24 protein-coding genes are annotated in these 23,352 nt (G+C 70.4%); 18 read left to right on the top strand and 6 right to left on the bottom strand.

Going from position 1 to position 23,352, the window contains the following annotated elements; all coding sequences use genetic code 11:
• Positions 1-107: 107 nt before the first annotated feature.
• The 4 genes from ACFY9S_RS34535 (at position 108) to solA (ending at position 4,285) form a co-directional block, all read left to right on the top strand.
• Positions 108-788, top strand: coding sequence for a haloacid dehalogenase type II (locus ACFY9S_RS34535; protein WP_391136562.1), 681 nt, complete (start codon positions 108-110; stop codon positions 786-788).
• Between the two features lie 73 nt (positions 789-861).
• Entirely contained in the window at positions 862-1,347 is a 486-nt protein-coding gene (locus ACFY9S_RS34530; protein WP_391136559.1) for an Atu1372/SO_1960 family protein, read from the top strand.
• Positions 1,348-1,508: 161 nt separating this feature from the next.
• On the top strand, positions 1,509-3,116 hold the full coding sequence (locus ACFY9S_RS34525; protein ID WP_391136606.1) for an FAD-dependent oxidoreductase: 1,608 nt from the start codon (positions 1,509-1,511) through the stop codon (positions 3,114-3,116).
• 20 nt (positions 3,117-3,136) lie between these two features.
• Positions 3,137-4,285, top strand: coding sequence for an N-methyl-L-tryptophan oxidase (gene solA, locus ACFY9S_RS34520; protein WP_391136556.1), 1,149 nt, complete (start codon positions 3,137-3,139; stop codon positions 4,283-4,285).
• A 587-nt stretch (positions 4,286-4,872) separates the two neighbouring features.
• On the opposite strand, the gene ACFY9S_RS34515 is transcribed toward solA, so the two are convergent.
• A complete protein-coding gene (locus ACFY9S_RS34515) occupies positions 4,873-5,439 on the bottom strand; it encodes a GNAT family N-acetyltransferase (protein ID WP_391136553.1) in 567 nt (188 codons plus the stop codon).
• Between the two features lie 144 nt (positions 5,440-5,583).
• Here ACFY9S_RS34515 and ACFY9S_RS34510 point away from each other — a divergent pair, with 144 nt between their 5' ends.
• A complete protein-coding gene (locus ACFY9S_RS34510; protein ID WP_391136550.1) occupies positions 5,584-6,678 on the top strand; it encodes a hypothetical protein in 1,095 nt (364 codons plus the stop codon).
• On the opposite strand, the gene ACFY9S_RS34505 is transcribed toward ACFY9S_RS34510, so the two are convergent.
• Both ACFY9S_RS34505 and ACFY9S_RS34500 read right to left on the bottom strand, forming a co-directional pair.
• Positions 6,635-7,813 (bottom strand): acyl-CoA dehydrogenase family protein, encoded by a 1,179-nt coding sequence (locus ACFY9S_RS34505; RefSeq protein ID WP_391136547.1) that lies wholly within the window; start codon positions 7,811-7,813, stop codon positions 6,635-6,637. The genes ACFY9S_RS34510 and ACFY9S_RS34505 overlap by 44 nt on opposite strands.
• A gap of 76 nt (positions 7,814-7,889) precedes the next feature.
• Positions 7,890-8,264 (bottom strand): ferredoxin, encoded by a 375-nt coding sequence (locus ACFY9S_RS34500; protein ID WP_102912808.1) that lies wholly within the window; start codon positions 8,262-8,264, stop codon positions 7,890-7,892.
• Positions 8,265-8,400: 136 nt separating this feature from the next.
• Here ACFY9S_RS34500 and ACFY9S_RS34495 point away from each other — a divergent pair, with 136 nt between their 5' ends.
• The 10 genes from ACFY9S_RS34495 (at position 8,401) to ACFY9S_RS34450 (ending at position 17,314) form a co-directional block, all read left to right on the top strand.
• On the top strand, positions 8,401-8,760 hold the full coding sequence (locus ACFY9S_RS34495) for a DUF6479 family protein (protein WP_391136544.1): 360 nt from the start codon (positions 8,401-8,403) through the stop codon (positions 8,758-8,760).
• Positions 8,761-8,807: 47 nt separating this feature from the next.
• Entirely contained in the window at positions 8,808-9,161 is a 354-nt protein-coding gene (locus ACFY9S_RS34490) for a hypothetical protein (protein WP_391136541.1), read from the top strand.
• Between the two features lie 164 nt (positions 9,162-9,325).
• Positions 9,326-9,832: a SigE family RNA polymerase sigma factor gene (locus tag ACFY9S_RS34485; RefSeq protein ID WP_391136539.1), complete on the top strand. Its 507-nt coding sequence runs from the start codon at positions 9,326-9,328 to the stop codon at positions 9,830-9,832.
• An 11-nt stretch (positions 9,833-9,843) separates the two neighbouring features.
• On the top strand, positions 9,844-10,368 hold the full coding sequence (locus tag ACFY9S_RS34480) for a cellulase (RefSeq protein ID WP_391136536.1): 525 nt from the start codon (positions 9,844-9,846) through the stop codon (positions 10,366-10,368).
• 139 nt (positions 10,369-10,507) lie between these two features.
• The gene (locus ACFY9S_RS34475) at positions 10,508-11,782 is read left to right on the top strand and encodes a glycosyltransferase (protein ID WP_391136533.1); all 1,275 of its coding nucleotides are present in this window, start codon (positions 10,508-10,510) and stop codon (positions 11,780-11,782) included.
• Entirely contained in the window at positions 11,779-13,041 is a 1,263-nt protein-coding gene (locus ACFY9S_RS34470; RefSeq protein ID WP_391136531.1) for a hypothetical protein, read from the top strand. The genes ACFY9S_RS34475 and ACFY9S_RS34470 overlap by 4 nt, the downstream gene beginning before the upstream one ends.
• Before the next feature lie 135 nt (positions 13,042-13,176).
• Entirely contained in the window at positions 13,177-14,841 is a 1,665-nt protein-coding gene (locus ACFY9S_RS34465) for a purine-cytosine permease family protein (protein ID WP_391136528.1), read from the top strand.
• A 167-nt stretch (positions 14,842-15,008) separates the two neighbouring features.
• A complete protein-coding gene (locus tag ACFY9S_RS34460) occupies positions 15,009-15,464 on the top strand; it encodes a hypothetical protein (RefSeq protein ID WP_391136525.1) in 456 nt (151 codons plus the stop codon).
• Positions 15,465-15,586: 122 nt separating this feature from the next.
• Complete coding sequence (locus tag ACFY9S_RS34455; protein WP_391136522.1) at positions 15,587-16,075, top strand: TrkA C-terminal domain-containing protein; 489 nt, start codon at positions 15,587-15,589, stop codon at positions 16,073-16,075.
• A gap of 6 nt (positions 16,076-16,081) precedes the next feature.
• Entirely contained in the window at positions 16,082-17,314 is a 1,233-nt protein-coding gene (locus ACFY9S_RS34450; RefSeq protein WP_391136519.1) for a cation:proton antiporter, read from the top strand.
• Between the two features lie 84 nt (positions 17,315-17,398).
• Here the strand turns inward: ACFY9S_RS34450 and ACFY9S_RS34445 are convergent, their stop codons facing one another.
• Together ACFY9S_RS34445 and ACFY9S_RS34440 are read right to left on the bottom strand one after the other, a co-directional pair.
• Positions 17,399-17,980: a hypothetical protein gene (locus ACFY9S_RS34445; RefSeq protein WP_391136516.1), complete on the bottom strand. Its 582-nt coding sequence runs from the start codon at positions 17,978-17,980 to the stop codon at positions 17,399-17,401.
• Positions 17,981-18,094: 114 nt separating this feature from the next.
• Positions 18,095-19,195 (bottom strand): DNA glycosylase AlkZ-like family protein, encoded by a 1,101-nt coding sequence (locus tag ACFY9S_RS34440; RefSeq protein WP_391136513.1) that lies wholly within the window; start codon positions 19,193-19,195, stop codon positions 18,095-18,097.
• A 173-nt stretch (positions 19,196-19,368) separates the two neighbouring features.
• Here ACFY9S_RS34440 and ACFY9S_RS34435 point away from each other — a divergent pair, with 173 nt between their 5' ends.
• Positions 19,369-19,545: a hypothetical protein gene (locus ACFY9S_RS34435; RefSeq protein ID WP_391136510.1), complete on the top strand. Its 177-nt coding sequence runs from the start codon at positions 19,369-19,371 to the stop codon at positions 19,543-19,545.
• 16 nt (positions 19,546-19,561) lie between these two features.
• Here ACFY9S_RS34435 and ACFY9S_RS34430 read toward each other — a convergent pair whose 3' ends face one another.
• A complete protein-coding gene (locus ACFY9S_RS34430) occupies positions 19,562-20,656 on the bottom strand; it encodes a glutamate--cysteine ligase (protein WP_391136507.1) in 1,095 nt (364 codons plus the stop codon).
• Positions 20,657-21,245: 589 nt separating this feature from the next.
• Between ACFY9S_RS34430 and ctaD the strand changes: the two genes are divergently transcribed.
• Both ctaD and ACFY9S_RS34420 read left to right on the top strand, forming a co-directional pair.
• Positions 21,246-22,958, top strand: a complete 1,713-nt coding sequence (gene ctaD / locus ACFY9S_RS34425) for a cytochrome c oxidase subunit I (RefSeq protein WP_391136504.1) — start codon at positions 21,246-21,248, stop codon at positions 22,956-22,958.
• The gene (locus ACFY9S_RS34420; protein ID WP_391136501.1) at positions 22,955-23,329 is read left to right on the top strand and encodes a hypothetical protein; all 375 of its coding nucleotides are present in this window, start codon (positions 22,955-22,957) and stop codon (positions 23,327-23,329) included. The genes ctaD and ACFY9S_RS34420 overlap by 4 nt, the downstream gene beginning before the upstream one ends.
• Positions 23,330-23,352 lie beyond the last annotated feature (23 nt).

Raw genomic sequence — 23,352 nt, 5'->3', positions numbered from 1 at the left:
CTGACGCTGTTGACAGCCCAGACGTGTTTGGTCGACAATCGACCAGACGGATGGTCGACAATCGACCACAACGTCAGGCTGTTCCACTTAAACACACAGGAGGACCAGTGGCATTCGACATCAAGCCCAAGTTCGTGACGTTCGACATGAACGGAACGCTGATCAAGTTCAGCATCAACGACACGATGCGTGAGGTCCTGGGCGACCGACTGCCGGCCGAGGTCGCCGATGAGTACCTGCGGATCTGCAAGGCGTACCGGATCGACGAGTGCACGGGCGCGTACCAGCCGTTCCACCAGGTCGTCGCGCGTTCCATGGAACGCGCCTCGCGCAGCGTCGGTCTCGAGTACCGCGAGGACGAGGCGCGGGCGGTGTACGAGACCATCCCCACCTGGGGCCCGTACCCCGGTGTAACCGAGGCGCTGAACCGCCTGGCCGAGGCGGTCCCGCTGGTCATCATCACCAACAGCGACACCGCGCACGCCGTGCGTCTCGCGGAGAACCTCAAGGCCCCGTTCGCAGACGTCATCAGCGCCGAGGAGATGGGCGTCTACAAGCCGCGACTCCGCGCCTTCGAGTACACGTTTGACAAGCTCGGCGTGACACCCGACGAGCTCGTGCACGTCTCCGCGAGCCCCATGTACGACCACCGCTCCGCGGCCATCATGGGCATCAAGAACAAGGTGTACATGGACCGCGGCTGGGAGCACGACGAGCACTGGCTCGGCTACGAGCGGATCACCGACATCGCCGACCTCCCGGTCCTCTTCGGCCTGCCGCGCCCCTGACGTCCGAGCGGAGAACTGGAGAACCCGAGAACAGGAGGACTGAGGAAATGGTCCACAGCAAGGCGGTGGCGGCATGAGCCTGCCCCTGCCTCAGACCGTCAAGGGCGACTCGGCTTCGGAAAGGCTCCAGAACCTCGGACTGGAGCTGCCCGACCTCCCCGACAACGCATACTTCGTGCACCACCGGGCGGTGGACTCCAGCATCCACATCTCCGGCCAACTCCCCTACCGGGACGGTGAGTTGCTGGGTCAGGGCGTTGTCGGCCGGGACGTGGAGCTGGAGACCGCGAAGGAGCTCGCGCGCCATGCGGCGCTGAACTGCCTTGCAGCCGCTGTGCAGGCGGTGGGCGATCTGGACCGGGTCCGGATCGTGCAGATGCTGGTCTTCGTGGCCAGTACGCCGGACTTCGGTGAGCAGTCGCAGGTCGCCAACGCGGCCAGTGAACTGCTCATCGAGGTACTGGGCGAGAACGGACGGCACGCCCGCACCGCGATCGGTGTCGCCGGGCTGCCGCTCAACACCCCGGTCGAGATCCAGATGATCTGCACCGCGGTGTAGCGGCGCGTAGCGAAGCGCCGATGGTGCCGGTCGACGTGATGCGGGAACCATCGGCCGTGCGCACGGCTTCGGCGCCGAGCACAGCCTCGACTCCAGGCCACACGTCACAACGCACATGTGAAGGCCTCCTTCCAGCGCAGGTCCGCAGCCGCGAGGCCCCCATCCGCGGGCGTGGGGGGCCTCGGGGCCGGCGCCGGCACCGCTCAGGCACCTCGCCACTCCCCGAGGAGATCGCCGCCGCCGTCCTCTTCCTCGCGTCGTCTGAGTCCTCGTACATCACGGGGGCAACCCGCCCCGTCGACGGCGGCCACACCGCCTTCCAGCACCGGCCCACACGGTTCCCAGACACAGAAGAAGGACACGACATGAACGCGCTTGCGGCACCACCCCGAAACGGAGAGCTCGGCTTCTGGGTGGCCCAACTGGCCGACAAGAAGCCCTCGCTCCCCCGTTTCACCGGCCGGGACTCCGTCGACGTGGCCATTGTCGGCGGCGGCTACACCGGACTGTGGGCGGCCTACTTCGCCAAGAAGCTCGAACCGTCGCTCTCGGTCGCCGTCTTCGAGGCCGAGCAGGTGGGCTACGGCGCGTCGGGGCGCAACGGTGGCTGGCTCTCGGCCATGCCGCCGGGAAACCGTGCCACCTTCGCCCGCGCCGGCGGAGGGCTGGAGGCGAGCCGGGCGCTGCAGCAGGAGTTCGTCGCCGGCGTCGACGCGGTCCTGGACATCCTTGAGGCCGAGGGGATCGATGCCGATCAGCACAAGGGCGGAGCGCTCGTCGCCGCCCACACGCGAGCGGGGCTGGGCCGACTTGTCACCCGGCGTGATGCCGAACTGAAGTACGGGCTGACCGACGACGAAGTCCACCTGCTCGACCGGGACGAGTTCCAGTCCCGGATCAACATCTCCACCGTCCACGGCGGACTCTTCTACAAGCACTGCGCGCGGATCCACCCCGCGAAACTCGTCTACGGCCTCGCCGACACCCTGACCTCCATGGGCGTCAGGATCTACGAGAGCAGCCGCGTGGACCGTGTCGAGGGCAGGACCCTCACCCTGGCCGACGGGCGTGTCACCGCGGCGAAGACGTTCATCTGCACTGAAGGCTATTCGGGACAACTGCTGGGCCGCCGGAGCCTGATCCCGGTCAATTCCTCGATGATCGTGACCAAGCCCCTGTCGGAGGAGGCGTGGCAGCAAATCGGCTGGGACGGGCCCCAGTGCCTCAACGACTCCGCTCACACGTTCATCTACTCCCAGCGGACGTCGGACGGCCGTATCGCCATGGGGGGCCGTGGTGTCCCCTACCGCTTCGGGTCCGGCACGGGGGGAGCCGGTGCGACCGCCCAGTCCACCATCGACCTGATCTCGCACAAGCTCAGTACCTTCTTCCCGAGCATCCCCTTCGAGGTGGATCACGCCTGGTCGGGAGTCCTGGGCGTCACGCGGGACTGGAACGGCGGCGTGCACTGGGACCCGGCATCCGGGATCGGATCGTCCACCGGCTACGCGGGACACGGTGTCACGGCGGCCTATGTCGGCGGCAGGACTCTCGTGGAGCTCGCCTTCGAGAAGGAAACCGAACGGACCACGCTTCCCTGGGTGGGCTACCGGGCGCCGAAGTGGGAACCGGAGCCCATCCGCTGGCTGGGTGTTCATGCCATGTACCGGCTCTTCGGTATCGCGGACCAGTGGGAAGAGCGCAGGGGCTCCAGCAAGACCTCACTCCTGGCCCGATTCGGCAGCCGCCTCGCCGGACTTCACGAGTAGACGAAAAGGAAACTGCTCTCATGGACGCACAACTCGCAGTCATCGGCCTGGGGAGCATCGGGAGCATGGCCCTGTGGCAGGCCTCACGGCTGTCCGGCTCGGTGGTGGGCTTCGAGGCAGCCACCCCCGCCCACGGCCGCAGTGCCGTGGGCGGAGACACCCGCCTGTTCCGCATGATCTACCTCGGCAGGCCCGAGTACTACCCCATCATCGAACGCTCCCGGGGCCTGTGGGCCGAGCTCGAAGCCGAAACCGGGCAGCAGGACATCCTCACGCCTACCGGGGGCCTGTCCATCGGGACAGCGAACGGCAGCTACATCAACAGCCTCCTCGAGGCAACGCGCGTCACCGGAGCCGAGCACTACGTCCTCAGCCGGGAGGAGTTGGCCGAACGCTACCCGCAGCACAATCTCCGCCCCGACGACTGCGCCGTCTACGACCCCCACGCCGGCGTTCTGCGCACCGACCGCGCCGTCAGCGCCGCCGTCGCGGCGGCCCAGGCCAACGGCGCCACCGTCCTTCAGAACACACCCGTGGACAGCATCACCGAAACCGACCACGGCGTGGTCGTCACCTCGGGCGACAGAACCTGGACGTTCGAGAAGGTCATCGTCGCCTCGGGCGGCTGGTCCCGAAGGCTCATGCCCGACCACCTCAAGGCCGTCACGGAAACCCATCGGATCGTCTTGACCTGGTTCATCGCCCAGGACGGCACGCAGTTCTCCCCGGAGAACTTCCCCACCTTCAGCCGGTGGTACGAGGATCGCTCCCTGTACGGCGCACCCGCCGTCGACGGCGTGACGGTCAAGGCATCAGTGGACGGACCGGTGGCCGGGCGCACCAGGGCAACCCCTGACCCGGACGCCGTGCCCAGGGAACTCACCCGGGAAGAAGTCGAAAAGGTCACCGAGATCGTCACCGAATTCTTCCCCGGCCTGATCCCCACCATCGCGCGCTCGGACGCCTTCCCCGACCTGTTCACCGAGGACAGGCATCCCCTCGTCGGCTGGCTGGACGAGAACAGCAGGATCTACTGTGCCACCGGGTTCTCCGGAAAGGGCTTCAAAATGGCGACCGGCTATGGCCACATCGCCGCACACGAGGCGCTCGGCAAGCAGACCATCGAAGGCCTGGACTTCGTGCGTCCGGACCGGTTCAAGACCAGGTAACCGCCCACCCCTGCCGCCTCGACGCAATGGCCTCTGTATCGCCATCCGGCTGACGGTCGTTGCAGGACTCAACTCTTGATGTCCCGCAACGGAGAACCAGCCGTATGCCGAACACGCCCTCTGGGCCGTCCTCGCCCCGGCCGCCGTCCTGGGGCCCTGCTCGGGGCGCTCGCGGTCACGGCGGCCGGTGGAGTTACGCATCCCGCGGCTGAGGCGGCGGGCGTCGGCCCACCCCGGAGCGCACAGGGACCATCCCAGCGGGACGGCGCAGACGGTGTCGGAACGACCGCGTACGCCCGTATTCAACTGGAGCTGACGTGCGGGCTGGCTATGGTGCCCCCTCGGGTTGGCTCTGGGGTGGGTTCAGGGGGTGTGTCCGCGCACCGTCTTCAGACACTCAGGCAGGACAGGGCCAGAAGCAGGGGCGGGAGGAGGACGGTGGCAACAACCGAGAGGGTTTTCACTGCGCTCTTGTCTCTTCGTTCATCTGCGAGCGCGCGGGACCTGGCGGCCTTCAAGTACTGTTCCTGGTTCGCTGCGTACGTACCGCGCGTCCGCTGCTCGGTTCCGATCCGAGGACTACGCGGTCACCGCACCGACGGGTGCTGGTGTGTGGCCCAGTGTTCGGCGGCAGTGATGCCCAGCAGCACAACGTCGTGGTAGCTGCCGGCGAAGAATTCATGCTGGCGAAGTCGTCCCTCCTCGACGAAGCCCAGCCTGCGGTAGAGAGCAAGGGAGGCGTCGTTGAACGCGTAGACCTCTACCTCACACTTGTTGTAGCGCTGCTCGGCGAACATGTAAGTGAGGACCAGTTCGGTGGCCTCAGTCGCGTATCCCCTCCCGCGGTGATCCTGGGTGATCTCGATTCCCGTCTTGAATCGTCCCGCACGGCTGTCGGTTTCTCCGACTGTCACAGACCCTGCGAAGACACGGTCGGCCAGCACCTCGACTACCAGCCGGAACGCTTCACCCCCTGGCGGACGCCCAGCGCGCTCAGCAGTCCAGGAACGAAAACTCTCAGCAGAGCGCGGAGGGTCGACCCGGTCGGCGTTGCGGACATCGACGGTGTTCTGGGCCAGGTCACGAAAGTCTTCCCAGTCTTCCGGCTCGACACCCCGCAGGCGTACCTTCTCGCCGGCCCACATGTCACTCATGGCGCCTACTATTTCAGTCGGTTGCAGGCGCTGTCGGCCGTGCACGTCAAATGCCACACGATATCGGCGGGATGCGGTCGCGCATCGAGTGGGCTCTGCTCTTGACGCCGCGTTCGACACCTACCTCCCGCTCCGCTACTCGTCGTGCCGGCAGTGCTGCGCTGTGACCAGCGGCCCGGCGGCCTGGCCGGCGGCAACGGAGTACACCGCACCACCGTGACCCGATGGGTCCGCGAGGTCATCGGCCTGCTCGCCGCCCGCGCCCCACGCCTGGACCGGGCCCTGAAGGGGATCGCCCGAATGGGCGGCGGCATCGTACTGCTGGACGGATCGGTGGTCCGCACCTGCCACGGCCTGCTCGTGATCGCCCTCACCGACGACCGGGGCCGACTGCTGTGGATCTCGGCGGCCCGCCCCGGGCGCACCTCGGAGATCACCGCCTGCCGGCACGACAAGCTCACCCAGAAACTGCGGGAAGTCGGACTCGGAGCCATCGCCGACCTGGGATTCGTCGGCCTCGACGACGGCGGCCCCGACGCCGACCCCGCCTGGGCGACCGCCCTGGTCAGGGCCTTGCTGGTCCTCACGAACCGGCGGAGTCGCCCGATGACCGACGATCTTCACCAAAGTCACCTGCCGGCGACCAGCACGAGCATCCCGATGCCCACGCACACCAGCCCAGTGACCAGCAACTTCAGCTTGCACACCTCCCACTGGTCCCGCCTCTTCGAAGAGCTGCCTGGCCTCGCGCGCATGCGTGCCACGACAGATCCCCGCATCGCCTCGATCATCGTCTGGAGCGACGTCACACGGGCCGAACACCCGCAATGCCCCATCGTCAGGAAGGAGCGCGGCAGCGGAAACGCCCGACTGCTCACCTCCCGCACCAGCGCACTCCACGAAGCCGACGTCGGCCGCGGCGAACGATTCCGCCTGCGCCAACGCCTCAGCCTCTACGCGACGCGACTCGCGGCAGCCTGCGACCAGAATCAGCCCCTGTGCGTCTCCGTACGCGCGATCATCGCGGAAGAGACCCGTACTCGCCGCACGGCCCAGTTGCGCTGGCCCTGCGGAATCAGCAGGTCAGCGGGCCTAGGACGCCAACCAGCCAAGCCCATCGCGCGTCAGGCCGAGCGCTCCGCTCAGTGCCAACTATCCCGCTTTCATGCCAACGAAAAAGCCTCGTCACACCCCGTCAGCGCCGGACCCTCGGCATCCCCAGCCCGATCCACGAGATGATCTCCCGCTGGATCTCGTTGTTGCCGCCGCCGAAGGTGAAGATGACCGCCGAGCGGTAGCCGCGTTCCAGTTCGCCGCGCAGGACCGCGCCGGCCGAGCCCTCCTTCAGGACACCGGGGGTCGCGACGATCTCCATCAGCCAGGCGTAGGCGTCGCGCCGGGCCTCGGAGCCGTAGACCTTGACGGCTGAGGCGTCCTGCGGGGTGAGGGTGCCGTCCTGGACGGCGCTGACCATCTGCCAGTTGAGCAGTTTGAGCGCGTCCAGGCGGGTGTGGGTGCGGGCCAGGAGGCGCCGTACCCAGGGCAGATCGGCGACGCGGCGGCCGTCGGCGAGTTTGGTCTCCATCGCCCAGCGCTGCACGTCGTGCAGGGCGCGGATCGCCATGGTGCCGTGGGCGGCCAGGGTCACGCGCTCGTGGTTGAGCTGGTTGGTGATCAGCCGCCAGCCCTGGTTCTCGGCGCCGACCCGGCGGGAGACGGGGACGCGGACGTTCTCGTAGTAGCCGGCGGTGGTGTCGTGCGAGGCGAGGGTGTTGATCAGGGTGCAGGAGTAGCCGGGGGCGGTGGTCGGCACCAGGAGCATGGTGATGCCCTTGTGCGGCGGGGCGCCGGGGTCGGTGCGCACGGCCAGCCACACCCAGTCGGCCGTGTCGCCGTTGGTCGTCCAGATCTTCTGGCCGTCGACGACGTACTCGTCACCGTCCCGTACCGCCCTGGTGCGCAGGGACGCGAGGTCCGTGCCCGCGCCCGGCTCGCTGTAGCCGATGGCGAGGTCGATCTCGCCGGAGAGGATCCTCGGCAGGAAGTACGCCTTCTGCTCGTCGGTGCCGTACTGCATGATCGTCGGGCCGACGGTGTTCAGCGCCATCAGCGGCAGCGGTACGCCGGCCTGGGCGGCCTCGTCGAAGAAGATGAACTGCTCCATGGCCGTCAGGCCTCGCCCGCCGTACTCCTTCGGCCAGCCCACACCGAGCCAGCCGTCCGAGCCGAGCCGCCGGATGGTCTCGCGGTAGAACCGCTTCTGGGCGGCCGGGTCGCCGTGCCGGGCGTACAGGTGGTCCGGGACCAGTTCGGCGAAGTACGACCGCAGTTCGGTACGCAGCCGCTGCTGCTCGGGCGTGTATTCGAGGTGCACGGCGCCTCCAGGCTCCCAAGGCCGGTCCTGTCGGCGCACACCGTAGAACGTGTTCCAGAAATAGGGAATGGCGTTGTCAGTTCAGCGTGGCGAGGAAGTCCGTGCACGCCCGCGCGCAAGCGCGGCATGCCGCCGCCGAGTCCTCCGCTCCTGGTTGCCGGTCGAAGACGTGGGCGGCCTCCAGGCACACGGTCCGGCACCACTCCACCTGGACTCGGATGCCTGCCTCGTCCACCTGGTTCTGCTCGGACAGCACGCGGCAGGTCGCGTCACAGACCTCCGCGCACATGATGCCCTTGCGTCGTACGAGTTCCTGGTTCTCGGTGCCGTCGGGATCCACGAGGCTCGCGCGCAGCGCGCACGCCCGTGCGCACTCGGTGCACGCCTGCGCACAAGCGAAACGGTCCTCCAGGAACCGGAACAGCTCCTGCTGGGATGTCGTCGAAGTCACACCGCGCGGGTAGCCCCGGTCGGCGCCGGTCAAACCGGTGTCCCCGCGGAGAACCCTCCGACAAGCGTCCTGCTCCCGTCGGCCGCGAGGGCCGGGTTCATGGTGAGGGCCAGAGGACCAGGGGTACCCGCGTGCCATGAATAGCGCATGGATGGAGATGGCCGCGGGCGGCGACGCCCCCGGCTTCGGGTTCGTCGTGACCGGTCTGGTGGTCGTGGCGCTGCTGTTGGGCGCCTTCATCCTGGGCCTGCGGCACAAGCGCCGGCGCCCGCCGCGGCCCGACGAGCAGCCCAGGCTCCCCGAGGGCGGCCCGGTCCGCGAGACGCTGGAGCGCCGTGAGCCGGACGAGATGCCGAGAAGTGAGGAGCGTCTGACGCCGCACGAGCTGAAGACGCACGGCAACCAGAGCGATCGGACCAGCGCCTCGCAGACGCGCCCGCGCTGGAACGAGGGCAGCAGCGGTGGCTTCGGCAGCGGCGGCCCGGGAGGCCGCTGAGCCGCCACCGGCTCGTACAGCACGTCGTACACAGGGAAGTGAGAACCATGGCCGATCCCGCCCGCAGCACCCTGCCACTGCCCGACTACGACCACCTGCCGATCGGCAGCCTGGAGAGCCGGGTGCGGTCGCTGTCCGCGGACGAGGTCGAGCAGCTGCTCGCGTACGAGCGGTCGCACGCCGACCGACTGCCGGTGATCCGGGTGCTCGACTCCCGGCTTGAGCAGTTGCAGGGGGGCGCCGAACCGACGTCCGGCGACCCGAACGCCCTGCGCCCCGAAGCGGGGGCGGGCGGCAGGGGAGGCTCTCCCGTGTCGCCGGCGACCTCGCCGCAGCCGCACAGCCCCCCGCCGCACGGCACACCGGACCAGCCGGCCCAGCCGAAGGGTGACCGCACGTAAGGAAGCCACCCCGCCCAGGAAAGGGCCCGTGCCTGTGCACGGGCCCTTTGCCATGCCTCGCCTCCGGTGAAGTGAGGTGGATCACAGGCTTGGGGTGCAGCGTGGGGCGGGGGCCAGCGTCTTTTCAGAGGTGTAGGGGGCCACTGAGACGCAGGACGGTGAGGATGGAGCAGGTTCGGGCGGACGGCTTCGACGAGTTCGCGGCCGCCCGTTGGTCGGCGCTGCTCCATGTCGCGCGTCTGCTCACGGGGGGCGATCGGCAGCGTGCCGAGGATCTTGTGCAGGAGGCCTTGGTCAAGTTGTGGTTCGCCTGGCCGAAGATCGCCGAGCAGGCTCCGGAGGCGTACGTCCGCACCGTGCTGGTGCGGCTGGCGGCCCGCTCGGCGCGGCGGCGCTGGTGGGGGGAGCGCCCGGTGGAGCAGCTGCCGGACCGGGCCGACCCGGGCGACATGTCGTCGGCCGTCGCGGAGCGTTCGCGGCTGGAGGCGGCGCTCGCCCTGCTGTCACCGAAGCAGCGGGCCGCGGTGGTGCTGCGCTACTACGAGGACCTGCCCGAGGCGCAGGTCGCCGAGGCCCTGGGCTGCCCGGTGGGCACCGCCCGGTCCCATGCGTCGCGCGGAGTCGCGCAGCTCCGCCGGATCCTGTCCGACGCCGTCAGGCCCGTGGGGTGAAAGGAGAACCGATGGACGACTTCGAGCGGGACCTGTCGCGGCTGATGCGCGACACCCGGCAGCACACCCCCTATGAGCCCGAGCACCGGCAGCGGCTGCACGCGGGCATCCGCGCCCGCCGCCGGTCGCGACTGCTGTGGAAGGCGGGGGGCTCCGCCGTGGCGGTGGCCGGGCTCAGCGTCGGGCTGGCCCTGCTGCCCAGCATGCTCACCCGGGCGCAGCCCGCCGACCACCGGCCGCAGCCGGCGACGAGCCCGACGACCTCGCCGGACAGCACGCCATCGACCGCCCCACCGGCGCCGAGCACGACGCCGACCGAGCAGCCCGAGACGAACCTGCCCGCGACCATGACCGACGGCAGCACCCCGACCGTGCCGACGAGCGAGCCTGCCGCCTACCCCACGCCGACAGCCACGGCCTCCGAGGGCCGGGCCGGCACGACGCCGCCCGCGACGCCGCCCTCCCCGACGCCCACGACGGCCCCTGCGTCCCCACTGGACTCCGAGGAACCCTCCGCATCGGTCCACCCCGAGTAGCCGCCTGAGCGGCCCTCCCCGTCCCGGGCGATTTCGCCCCGAACCTTCCTTCACCGCACCACCCGCCACGGGCGCCTTCGGCATGCCCGGAACCGGCGCCCGGGCCCGTCCCGCGCCAGAAGAGGACCGTGAAACAGCCATGCGAACCGTACGGCGGTCGGCCCTGATCGACCGCCCGATACCCGAGCCGTCCGCGTTGCCCCGGCGGGCGCCCCTGCCCGCGCACCACCCGGAACCCGTCCTCGACGTGGTCGTTCCCGTGTACAACGAGGAGAACGACCTGGAGCCCTGCGTCCGGCGGCTGCATGCTCACCTCGGCGAGACCTTCCCCTACGCCTTCCGCATCACCATCGCCGACAACGCCAGCACCGACGCCACCCCGCGGATCGCCGCCCGGCTGGCCGCGGAGCTGCCCGGCACGGACTGGATCCGGCTCGCCGAGAAGGGGCGGGGCCGGGCGCTGCACACGGCGTGGTCACGCTCCCGCGCCCCGGTGCTCGCGTATCTGGACGTGGATCTGTCCACCGACCTCGCCGCGCTGCTGCCGCTGGTCGCGCCGCTGATCTCGGGTCACTCGGACATCGCCATCGGCTCCCGCCTGGCCCGGGGCTCACAGGTGGTGCGCGGACCGAAACGGGAGATCATCTCCCGCTGCTACAATGGGCTGCTGCGCTCCACGCTCGCCGTGGGGTTCTCCGACGCGCAGTGCGGGTTCAAGGCGGTGCGGCGGGACGTCGCCGAGCGGCTGCTGCCACTGGTGGAGGACCGCGAGTGGTTCTTCGACACCGAGCTGCTGGTGATCGCCGAGCGCGCGGGGCTGCGGATCCACGAGGTGCCGGTGGACTGGGTGGACGACCCCGACAGCCGGGTCCACATCCTCTCCACGGCACTGGCCGATCTGCGGGGCATGGCACGAATCGGCCGGGCCCTGGCCGGCGGCCGGCTGCCGCTGACCGCGCTGCGCCGCAGCGGCGGCGACCTCGACGGGGAACTGCCCGCGGGCCTGGCCCGGCAGGTGGTGCGCTTCGCCGCGGTCGGCGCCGCCAGCACCCTGTGCTATCTGCTGCTGTACACCCTGCTCAGACCGGCGACGGGAGCGCAGGCCGGCAACGCGCTCGCCCTGCTCGCCAGCGCGATCGCCAACACGGCGGCCAACCGGCGGCTCACCTTCGGGGTGCGGGGCCGCGACGGCGCGCTCCGTCACCAGCTCAAGGGCCTGGCCGCCTTCGTGGTCGGGCTGTTCCTGACCAGCGGTTCGCTGGCCGTCCTCCACCACACCGCGCCCGGTGCCGGCCACCGGGTCGAGCTGGTCACGCTGATCGCCGCCAACCTGGCCGCGACGCTGCTGCGCTTCCTCCTCCTCCGGGCCTGGGTGTTCCCGGCCCGCCGTACGACAGGAACCACCTCGCCATGAGTACCGTCCAGCTGCGCCGCCCACCCTCCGGCGTCGGCCGCCCCGAAGTCCCCAGCGGCTCCAGGGAGTTGCGGCCGAGGCTGCGTGCCGCCGCCATCCGCTACGGGCCGGTGCTGCTGACGTACGGCGTGCTGAAGCTGGCCGGCTTCGCCGTCTTCATGTACCTGCTGGACTCCGCGGGCGACTTCCGGAAGAAGAACCCGCGCTTCGGCGGCGGCGAACACGCCTGGGACGTCCTGGCCAGTTGGGACGGCTGGTGGTACCAGCAGATCGCCGAGCACGGGTACGACCCCGCACTGGAGCCCGTCCCGGGTGCGAAGGGCCTGATCACGCTGGAGGGCAACTCGGCGGCGTTCTTCCCGCTGTACCCGACCCTGATGCGGCTGGTCTCGGAGTGCACCGGACTGGGCCTGTACGGCGCCGGCATGACGGTCTCCGTCATCGCCTCGTTCGTCGCGGCACTGGGCGTCTACGCCGTGGCGAAGCGTCTGGGCGGCCACCGGGCCGGTCTGGTCGCGGCGGGGCTGTGGGCGGTGTGGCCGGGCTCGGGCACGGAGTGGTCGGGCTACTCGGAGTCCCTCTACACGGCCCTGGCCGCGTGGGCCTGTCACGCCGTCATGTCCCGCCGCTGGCTCACCTCCGGCTTGCTGACCTGCGCGGCGGGGCTCTGCCGGCCCACCGCCATCGCGCTCGTCGCCGCCCTGGCCGTGGCCGTGGCGCTGTCCTTGCGCCGTGGTGAGGACGGGGTGCGCCGCCCGCTCGCCGCCGTGGCGATCGCGCCGTCGGGCCTGTTCGGCTACCTCGCCTGGGTCAACTACCGCATGGGCGACATCAACGGCTACTCCAAGCTGCAGGACGGCGCCTGGGCCCACAAGTTCGACTGGGGGGTCCACACGTTCAACGTGCTGACGTCCATCCCTGTCGGTCACTTCGACTACCTGTTCGCGATGCCCTTCGAGGACGTCATCGGAGTCTGCGTGGTGCTGATGGTGCCGGTGCTGACGGTGCTGCTGCTGCGTCTGCGACCGCCCGCCGTGCTCGTCGTCTACACGGTCCTGTCCTACCTCATGGTGATGACGACCCAGCAGTACTTCGGCAACGTCTCGCGCTATCTGCTCCCGCTCTTCCCGCTGTTCGTCCCGCTCGCCCTCGCGCTGCGCCGGCTCGGATGGCCGTCCCTGGTCACGGTCCTCGGCACGGCCGCGCTGGCCTCCGGGTCGTACGCGGGGTACGTGCTGTTCGTGCTCGGAGTGCCGTAGACGAACCCCGAACGGCCCCGGCGCCCGCTGAGATGTCTCCGAAACATTCCCTTCACGCAGGAAGTATTTAGGGGTAACGGCCGCTGCCTACCGTGCCTGCCTTGTCGTCCCCGACCCGCAGCAAGGAGGCCTGGCATGAGTGCCGAGCCACGACTGGCAGAAGTCGCCGAGCCGGAACCCGCGCAGGAGGCAGCGCAGGGTACGGACCAGGCCGTCAAGGAGACCCTGGAGGACTACACCCTCCGCTTCGCACCGCGCAGCTACCGGCGCTGGACCCCGATGGTGGTGGCGACGACCGCGCTCGGCGGCATCGCCTACATGGCCGACTTCTCCATCGGGGCCGGCATCGGCCTGGCCCACGGCACCGGCAACGCGCTGCTCGCCATCGCCGTCGCCGCCGTCGTCATCTTCGTGACGGGCTTTCCGCTCGCCTACTACGGGGCCCGCCACAACATCGACCTGGACCTGATCACCCGCGGCTCCGGCTTCGGCTACTTCGGTTCGGTGCTCACCAGCGTCATCTTCGCCAGCTTCACCTTCATCTTCTTCGCCCTCGAAGGCTCGATCATGGCCCAGGGCCTGAAGCTGGGCCTCGGACTGCCGCTCTGGCTGGGCTACCTGGTCTCCACCCTGATGGTGATCCCCCTGGTGATCTACGGCATGACGGCGCTGAGCAAGCTCCAGGTGTGGACCACCCCCATCTGGCTGCTGCTGATGGTCGGCCCGCTGGTCTACCTGGTCACCACCGACCCGGGCAGCGTCGACCGCTTCCTCGCCTACGCGGGCACCGACGGGGAAGGCGGCGTCAACACCGCCTCCGTGCTGCTCGGCGCGGGCGTTTGCCTGTCGCTGATCGCGCAGATCGGCGAGCAGATCGACTACCTGCGCTTCATGCCGCCCAAGACCGAGGCCAACAAGCGCAGTTGGTGGACGGCCGTGGTGATGGCCGGTCCGGGCTGGGTGGTGCTGGGCGCGCTGAAGCAGGCCATCGGCGTGTTCCTCGCGGTGTACATCATCGCCGAGGTCGGTGCCTCCGCCGCGCCCGAACCGATCCAGCAGTTCAAATACGCCTTCGACGCGATGATGCCGTCCTGGATCGTCCTCCCGCTGGCCGTGGCCCTGGTCGTGATCAGCCAGATCAAGATCAATGTCACGAACGCCTACTCCGGCTCCCTCGCCTGGACCAACTCCTTCACCCGGGTCACGAAGCGCTACCCGGGCCGGATGGTCTTCGTCCTGGTCAACCTGGGCTTCGCGCTCGCGCTGATGGAGGCGGACATGTTCAGCTTCCTCAACGGCATCCTCGGCTTCTACTCGAACTGCGCGATCGCCTGGGTGGTCACCGTGGCCACCGACATCGGCATCAACAAGTACGTGCTGAAGCTGTCCCCGCACGCCCCCGAGTTCCGCCGGGGCATGCTCTACGCCGTCAACCCGGTCGGGGTCGTCTCCTTCGTCGCCGCCTCGGGGCTGTCCATCGCGATGTACTTCCACGGCCTCGGCGACACACTCCAGCCGTACTCCCCCGTCGCCGCGGCCGTGATCGCGTTCGTCCTCACACCGCTGATGGCCGTGGTCACCAAGGGCAGGTACTACCTGCGCCGCACCGACGACGGCATCGCCGAGCCCCTCCTGGACGAGGACGGCAACCCCAGCGCCGTCACCTACGAGTGCCATGTGTGCCGGCAGCAGTTCGAGCGGCCGGACGTCGCCGCATGCCGGACGCACGACGCGGTCGTCTGCTCGCTGTGCCTGAGCACCGACAAGGTCGGAGACCACGTCCTGCCGGCCGCGGTCTGACCCGTGGGCGGGAGCGCGGCCGGGCGCTCCCGCCGCAGGACACGTTCCAACTCGGTCTCGGACGCGTCGTACGGGACCGGACGGGCGGCGGCTCCGGGGCCCGGCCTGCATACTGATCTTGCGCTGCGCGGCGAGCGGGCCGACGGTCGGAGAGGGGATGACGGGACGTGACCACCGATGAGCATGACGGGCGGGGAATCCCCCACGATCCGCCGGGCATCCCCCCGGCCCCCGACGACGTGTGGCTGAGGTTCCTCACGGACAGCGAGTCCGCCATACGCGTCTCCGCTCCCCGGGAGCCCTCCGCCGAGGAGCGGGCGGCGGGGCGGGGACTGCGGCCCCCGCTCGCCGTCGGCGACCTGTGGCAGCCGGAGGAGTTGTGGGTGCGCGTGGCGTGGCAGGACCTGGACCGCCGTGCCAAGGTCCGGCGCGCGGGACGGGTCGTCGCCACCGCGGCGGCCGTCGCCCTGGCCCTGGGGGCCTGGTCCCAGCTGTCCACCGGCGCGGGCACGGGCCACCGGCCCGGCGAGAGCACGGTGCGGCAGGTCGAGGGGGCGACCGCCCGGCTGCCCACGGCCACACCCGTCCCCTCCGCATCCCCCTTCCCGCAGCCGTCCCGATAGCCCACGCAAGGGGTACGGTCGCGCCCCGCCGCCTAGGATGAACGACACAGGCCGGATCTGGGCGCTCGTCCGGGCGCGGCCCCCCACAGGCAGGAACGCGCAGGCACCGAAGGGGGACGGAGATGAGCGCGCCACGCCTCAGCAGCACTCCATTGCCGGGTATAGGGGTCCGCTACGACCTGACGACACGGGACAACGGCCGGCGCCTCTCGGTGGTCGCACACCGCGACGGGCACCGGACGGTCAGCGCCTACCGCGAGGACGACCCGGACGCGTGCGACCTCTCGGTGCGACTGACGTCCGAGGAGGCTGCCACGCTCATCGACGCCCTGATGCCCGAGCACCACACGCCGAACCTGCTGTCCACCACCGACCTGGGACTTGTCGCCGAGCGGATCGAGCTGCCCGGCTCCTCGCGCTGGAACGGGAGGCTGCTGGGCGAGTCCCGGATCCGTACCGAGACCGGTGCGTCCGTCGTGGCGGTGCTGCGCCGGGCGGAGGCGATCCCCTCCCCCACCCCGGGCTTCCGGCTGGCCGGCGGCGACATCCTCATCGTGATCGGGACCCGCGAGGGCGTGGAGGCGGCCGCCGCGATACTCGGGCGGGAGTGACCCGCCATGCACTCCTCCGCCGTCTTCCTGATCGAGTTCGGCTGCCTCATCCTCGGGCTCGGGCTGCTCGGCCGCTTCGCCGGGCGCTTCCGCTTCTCGCCGATCCCCCTCTATCTGCTGGCCGGGCTCGCCTTCGGGGAGGGCGGGCTGCTGCCGCTGGGCGCCAGCGAGGACTTCGTCGCCGTCGGCGCAGAGATCGGTGTCATCCTGCTGCTGCTCATGCTGGGCCTGGAGTACACGGCCACCGACCTCGTCTCCCACCTCAGGACCCACTACCCCGCCGGGCTCCTCGACGCCGTCCTCAACGCCCTGCCGGGGGCGGTCCTGGCCCTGCTGCTCGGCTGGGGCCCGGTCGCCGCCGTCGTCCTGGCCGGCGTCACCTGGGTCTCCTCCTCGGGCGTCATCGCCAAGATCCTCGGGGACCTGGGGCGGCTGGGCAACCGCGAGACCCCGGCCATTCTGAGCATCCTCGTCCTGGAGGACCTCTCCATGGCGGTGTACCTGCCCATCGTCACGGCCCTGCTGGCCGGGGTGGGCCTGGCGGCGGGCGGCGTCACGCTGGCCATCGCCGTGGGCGTGCTGACCCTGGTGCTGGTCCTCGCTGTGCGCTTCGGCCGCCTCGTCTCACGCTTCGTCTCCAGCGACGACCCGGAGAAGCTGCTGCTGGTCGTCCTCGGTGTCACGCTCGTGGTCGCAGGGGTCGCCCAGCAGTTGCAGGTGTCGGCGGCGGTGGGCGCCTTCCTGGTGGGCATCGCGCTGTCGGGTGAGGTCGCCGAGGGCGCGACGACTCTGCTCGCGCCGCTGCGGGACCTGTTCGCCGCGGTGTTCTTCGTCTTCTTCGGCCTGCACACCGACCCGGCCAGCATCCCGCCCGTGCTGCTGCCCGCCCTCGCCCTGGCCGCCGTCACCACCGCCACGAAGATCGCCACGGGCTACTGGGCCGCGCGCCGCGCGGGGATCGGGCCCAGAGGCCGCTGGCGCGCCGGCGGCACCCTCGTCGCCCGTGGCGAGTTCTCCATCGTCATCGCCGGGCTCGCCGTCACGTCCGGCATCGAGCCCTCCCTCGGGCCCCTGGCCACGGCGTACGTCCTCATCCTGGTCCTGCTCGGCCCTCTGACCGCCCGCTGGACGGAACCTCTGGCCACGCGCCTGACCGCACGCTCCCACCTGCGCAGGACGACGGTCTCCCCGGGCGCGCACGAGGCACTCGGCGACCAGGACACGGTCGGCCGCACCTGAGCGAACCCGGGGCAGCCGGTGAGGACCCTCGTGGGCCGCCGGAGCAGGCAAGGAGCCCCGGCGGGACAGCCGGTACCGCCGCGTTCAGCCCGTCTTCCAGCCCTTGCGCGTGTCGATCCGCTCCCACTCCGCGTCCCACTGGGCGAAGCGCCGCCGGTCGAGGGCCAGGCGGGTCAGCCAGACGACTGACAGGACCGCTCCGCCCGCGAACACCCCTGCGAGCGCGCCGCCCATCGCGGTGTGGAGCCACACCTCGCCGTCGGACACCGGCCGGCTCGTGATGTCACCGTTGCGGTTCACCCATACGGCGATGGTGCTCCCGGCGGGGGCCCTGGGCGCCACCCGGGCCTCCTCCCGGTGCGTGGAGCCGTCAGGCGCGGTCCACCGCACCTTGCCCCACACCCGGTGGTCGCTCGCCGTACGGGCCGGGGACGGGCCGGGAGCGTCCTCGACGACCACCGCCGTGACCCGGCGGGTCTCGGCACGCTGGCGTTCGGCGGCCCGCTCGACCGTGCCCGCCGCCATCGTCCCGGCGACCAGCCCGCCCAGCAGGGCGAGCACCCAGCCGGCGAGCACGACCCAGGCTTCGACGACGTCGACGCGCCGCTTGAGCGCGTTGCGTCGCCACCGCCACCACCGCACGGTCACCCGCTCTGACGCTTTCATGGGCCGACACCCCCTCTTGAGCACCGGCAGCACCCTTCCAGTGTGCGCCTGACTGCCGCTGACGCTCGCCGATCAGTGCCGGGCCGCTCACCGCGAGGGTGTGAGGAACGTGGTTCACACGGGAGAGGCCGCGATCCGTACCCGGTCGCTCTCGTCGCCCGAGAGGAAGGAGGCCATCGCGCGGCCCTCCTCGGCGACGGCGCCGCGGTCGGACCGGGAGAAGCGGCGCAGCGGGTTCACCAGCACCGTGTCCGCCTCGACGGTCCAGGTCGCGGCGACCCTGCCGTCGACCAGCACGACGCGCTCACCTGCGACGGACAGGTGGCGGTGCGCGTCGTCGATGATGCGGCTGCGGTCGTGGTAGCCGAGGATCGCGTTGTCGAACGCCGGCAGGAACCGCACGGGCGCCGGTGTGTCGGGGTCGGGGCGGGGCGCGTCGGGGAGGTCGAGCAGTTCGCGGCCGCGTTCGTCGCGGAAGGCGACCAGTTCCTCGCGCAGGGCGGAGACCGCGGCGGGCAGTCCGGCGAGGCCGCACCAGGCGCGCAGGTCGGCCGAGGCGGCGGGGCCGAAGGCCGTCAGGTAGCGCCGCACCAGCGCCTGGCCGACCGGGTCGGAGCCGTCCGTCGCGGGCGGGTCGACCTCGCGCCCCAGCCAGGAGGAGATGAGCGCGTAGCGCACTCCGGCTTTCGTGCGCCACAGTCCGCGCGGCGGCAGTTGGACCGTCGGGAGGAGGGCTGCGACCAGCATCTCGCCCAGGGGCCGGGGCCCCGGCGCGGGCCAGCGGCCGGCGACGGCTCGCGCGAGTTCCGGCATGGAGCGCGGCTCGCCGTCGTCCAGGACCTTCCGGCCCGCCGCGGCGAGTTCTCCGGGATCGACCCCGTCGAGCTCGCGCCGGTAGACCCCGAGGACCCGCTGGCGCAGCATGCCGTCATGGCGGGCACGCCAGGCGACGACGTCGTCGGCGGTGACGAGATGGACGGTGCGGCGCATGAGGTGGGTACGCACGACGCGCCGCCCGGTCAGCAGCTCCGACAGCTCCGCCGGGTCGAACGCCCGCAACCGCGACCACAGGCCGGGGAACGGCTCCTGCGGTTCCTGCGCCTGAAGGCCGCACAGGTGCGCGACGGTGTCGAGGACCGGCAGGTCGGCGCGGGCGAGGAGCAACTGCCGGGCGAGGGTGGCGCGGTTGAGCGCCCGGGCGTCGAGAACGGTCATCGGTGCACCTCGGCCTTTGCGTCGTGTGCCGACCCGCGGTCCAGGTGCCCGGGCGGCGTCCACGATCACCGTGGCACGGGATGCGGTCAGGTCATGACCGCAAAGTGCGCCGCCGGGGGCGGTCATGACCGCATGGGCCACCGCAGCCGGCCGCCCGGGGCGCGGTGGTCAGCGTGGTCCTGCGCGTCCACCGCCTGTGCGGCCGGCTGGGCACGCTGCTGTCGGTGGCCACGCACAGCGCGCCCGTCCGCCGCGCGCTCGAGGCGAACGCCGACACCGCCGGCACGCGACTGGTCGTCCACGCCCGCGCCGACACCGCCGTCGCCGCGGCGTTCGCGGCAGCGGCCTGAGACCGGTTCCGCTGCGTCACGGCATCGTGCTCTGCGCGCTGACCAGCTCGGTGACCGCGCGCAGACCGCCGTGGGCGAGGGCGGCGCGCTGCCGGTCCGCGCCGGTCCCGTCCTGCAGCAGCCGGTGGATCAGGGAGGTGACCTGACGGCTGTCACCGGACGCGTCGAGGGCGGGAGCGACGTGCCGCAGGAACTCGTAGAGCACGTCGCCGGCGCGGTGCGGTGTGCCGTCCGGGGCGATCAGGGTGTCGCCGAGCCCATGGCGGGCGGCGTGCCACATGGCGGCCTGCAGCAGTTCGGGCGCGCAGTCGGGCAGGGGCATGTCGGCGGCCGCTTCCGCCAGTGAGGTCTCCACGAGAGCCCGGATGATCGCGGCGAGCATGACCGCCTCGTCCGCCCTCAACTGGACGTCCAGGCACCGCACCTCGATGGTGGGGTAGGTCGCCGAGAGCCGGGCCTGCCAGTAGAGCTGACCGGTGTCGGAGATCAGACCGGACTCCTCCAGCCGTTCCACGCGCCGGTCGTAGTCGGCGGCGTCCTGGAAGTGCGGGGGCATGCCGCTGACCGGCCACCGGCTGAAGATCACCGTGCGCCAGCTCGCGAAGCCGGTGTCGTGGCCGTCCCAGAGCGGGGAGTTCGCGGCCATGGCCGTCAGTGTCGGCAGCCGGAAGCGGATCCGGTTCAGGACCTGGACGCCCGCCTCCCGGTCGGGAACGGCGACGTGCACATGCGTGCCGTTGACCAGTTGTTCCGCCACCAGTTGCGGCGCCTGGGTGACCATGGCCCGGTAGCGGGCCTGGTCGGTGACGGCGATGGGGCGGCCGTGCCGCAGCGGCGGTGTGCCGCAGACCCCGATCCGGCAGCCGTGCTCCTCCGCGGCCACACCGACGGCGTGCCGCAGCCGCAGCAGGTGGCCGCCGACCTCCTCCAGGGTGTCGCAGACCGGGGTAGCGACCTCGACCTGTGCCTGGAGCAGCTCGTACTGCACCTCCTGGTCGGTCACGAGATGTCCCACGCCCGCCGCGGCGCGCACCTTGTCCGCCTGAGGTACCGGCAGGCCCGTGACCGGGTCGAGCAGCAGGTACTCCTCTTCCACGCCGATCGTCGTCATCGAACCCTCTGTTCCGCCCGGCGCCGGGCCGGATTCCGGCGCGCGGGTGGCGCACCGCACGCGGCCGGCCATCTTCCGGGGACCGGCCCGTGGCCTACCGAGTGCCGCACCCGGCCCGGAACAAAACGTGACACAGACACAGAAAACGCTTACACCGAAAAGAAGCCCTGGACGAAGCCCGTTGCGCCGGATCGGCACCGCGTGGGAGTCGGTCCGCAGAACCGCGCCCACGCACCCCCAACCCGTCGTCCCGCGACGGCCGCCCGGCAACGCGCTGCCGGGTGTGCGGCTCAGTTTCTACGACCGGATACGTGACGGGCTCGGGCCGGTCCTCCCTTCCGCCGTGATGAAGAGGATTCTCACCGGACTCACCGGACTCAGCGGCCTCCTCGTTTCCCTCGCGGCAACCGCGATCGTGCGCAAACGGCGTTGACCCACCGCTCGGTCGGACCCCACCGCTCGGTCGAATGGATCACTCCGCCATTCGGCCGAAGGACACTCGACGGCAGGCAAGGGTGACGAACCGGAAGCAATAGGTTCCTCCGGGGCGGATCACCGCCCGTGCACCGTTGCCGGCGATCGAGGACTGATGGCGACACATACTGAACCGGTTGCGCCCGTACCCGCGGTGGAGCGCCGCGGCCGAGGGAAGGTGGTCGTCTCCTGGCTGACGACCACCGATCACAAGAAGATCGGGCACCTGTATCTGATCACGTCGTTCGGTTTCTTCCTGGTCGCCGGGGCGCTGGCGATGCTCATCCGGGCCGAACTGGCCCGACCGGGACTGCAGATCGTCTCCAGCGAGCAGTACAACCAGGCGTTCACCATGCACGGCACGATCATGCTGCTGCTGTTCGCGACGCCCACCTTCGCGGGCTTCGCCAACGCGGTCATGCCGCTGCAGATCGGCTCGCCCGACGTGGCCTTCCCGCGGCTGAACATGCTGTCGTACTGGCTGTTCCTCTTCGGCGGCCTGATCGTGCTCGGCAGCTTCCTCACTCCGCAGGGCGCCGCCGACTTCGGCTGGACCGCGTACACCCCCCTCAGCGGCGGGGAGCGCACCCCTCACATCGGCGGCGACCTGTGGATCATGGGGCTGGCGCTGTCCGGCTTCGGCACCATTCTCGGCTCGGTCAACTTCATCACCACCATCATCTGCATGCGCGCCCCCGGCATGACCATGTTCCGGATGCCGATCTTCACCTGGAACGTGCTGCTCACCTCGGTGCTGGTGCTGCTGGCCTTCCCGGTCCTGGCCGCCGCGCTGCTCGTGCTGGAGGCGGACCGGCGCTTCGGGGCCCAGGTGTTCAACGCCGAGAACGGGGGTGCGGTCCTGTGGCAGCACCTGTTCTGGTTCTTCGGCCATCCCGAGGTGTACATCCTGGCGCTGCCGTTCTTCGGGGTGATCACCGAGATCATCCCCGTCTTCGCCCGTAAGCCGATCTTCGGATACACGGGTCTGGTCGGCGCCACCGTCTCCATCGCCGGGCTGTCGGTGACGGTGTGGGCGCACCACATGTTCGCCACCGGAGCGGTACTGCTGCCGTTCTTCTCCTTCATGACGTATCTGATCGCCGTGCCGACGGGTGTGAAGTTCTTCAACTGGATCGGCACGATGTGGCGGGGCTCGCTGTCGTTCGAACCACCCATGCTCTGGGCGCTCGGCTTCCTGGTCACCTTCCTCTTCGGGGGCCTGACCGGCGTCGTCCTGGGCTCCCCGCCGCTCGACTGGCACGTCACCGACAGCTATTTCGTGATCGCTCACTTCCACTACGTGCTGTTCGGCACCATCGTGTTCGCGATGTTCGGCGGATTCAGCTTCTGGTGGCCGAAGATGACCGGCACGATGCTCGACGAGCGTCTGGAGAAGATCCACTTCTGGACGCTGTTCGTCGGCTTCCACACCACGTTCCTGGTGCAGCACTGGCTCGGCGCCGAGGGCATGCCCCGCCGCTACGCCGACTATCTGGCCGCCGACGGTTTCACCGCCCTCAACACCGTCTCCTCGATCGGCGCGTTCCTGCTCGGCCTGTCGACCCTGCCCTTCCTCTACAACGTGTGGCGGACCGCGCAGAAGGGCGAGAAGGTCGAGGTCGACGACCCCTGGGGCTACGGCCGCTCCCTGGAGTGGGCCACGTCCTGCCCGCCGCCCCGCCACAACTTCCTCACGCTGCCCAAGATCCGCTCCGAGTCCCCCGCCTTCGACCTGCGTCACCCGGACCTGGCGAGTTTCGACGAGGCGGAGAACACCGGGCGGCGCGATGTGCTCGACGCCGAGGGGCACAAGGGCGACCGGCGGTGAGACGCGGCAGGCGCGTGACACCGGCCGGTGAGCCGAGCAGCGTCCTGGCCGACGAGACCGAGGGGTACCTTCTCGCCCACGCCCACCGCCACCAGGCGCAGCAGGAGGCCGAGGATCTCTGCGCGCGGATGCCGTGGCTGACCACGGCCCAGGCCGAGGAACTCACCGCCCAGTACATTCGCCGGCGCCTCGATGTCACCCGGCAGCTGATGCTCGGCACCGTGCGACGAGCCGCAGAGCTGCGGGAGGAGTACGAGAGCCGCTACGCCGAGCTCCGGAGGGCCCTGCTGCGGCGACACGCGGCCGGTGCCTGCGCGGTCCTGACCTGCGCCGCCGGGGTGGGCACGGTGGCCGGTGTGCTCGTCCGCTGACGGTCCGGATCAGCGGCCGTTGC

The sequence above is a fragment of the Streptomyces sp. NPDC012474 genome, from assembly GCF_042955185.1.
In the GTDB taxonomy this organism is placed as follows: Bacteria; Actinomycetota; Actinomycetes; order Streptomycetales; family Streptomycetaceae; genus Streptomyces; species Streptomyces cahuitamycinicus.
Note: the sequence above shows the minus strand (reverse complement) of the source record. Positions and strands in the feature narration are given on the sequence as shown.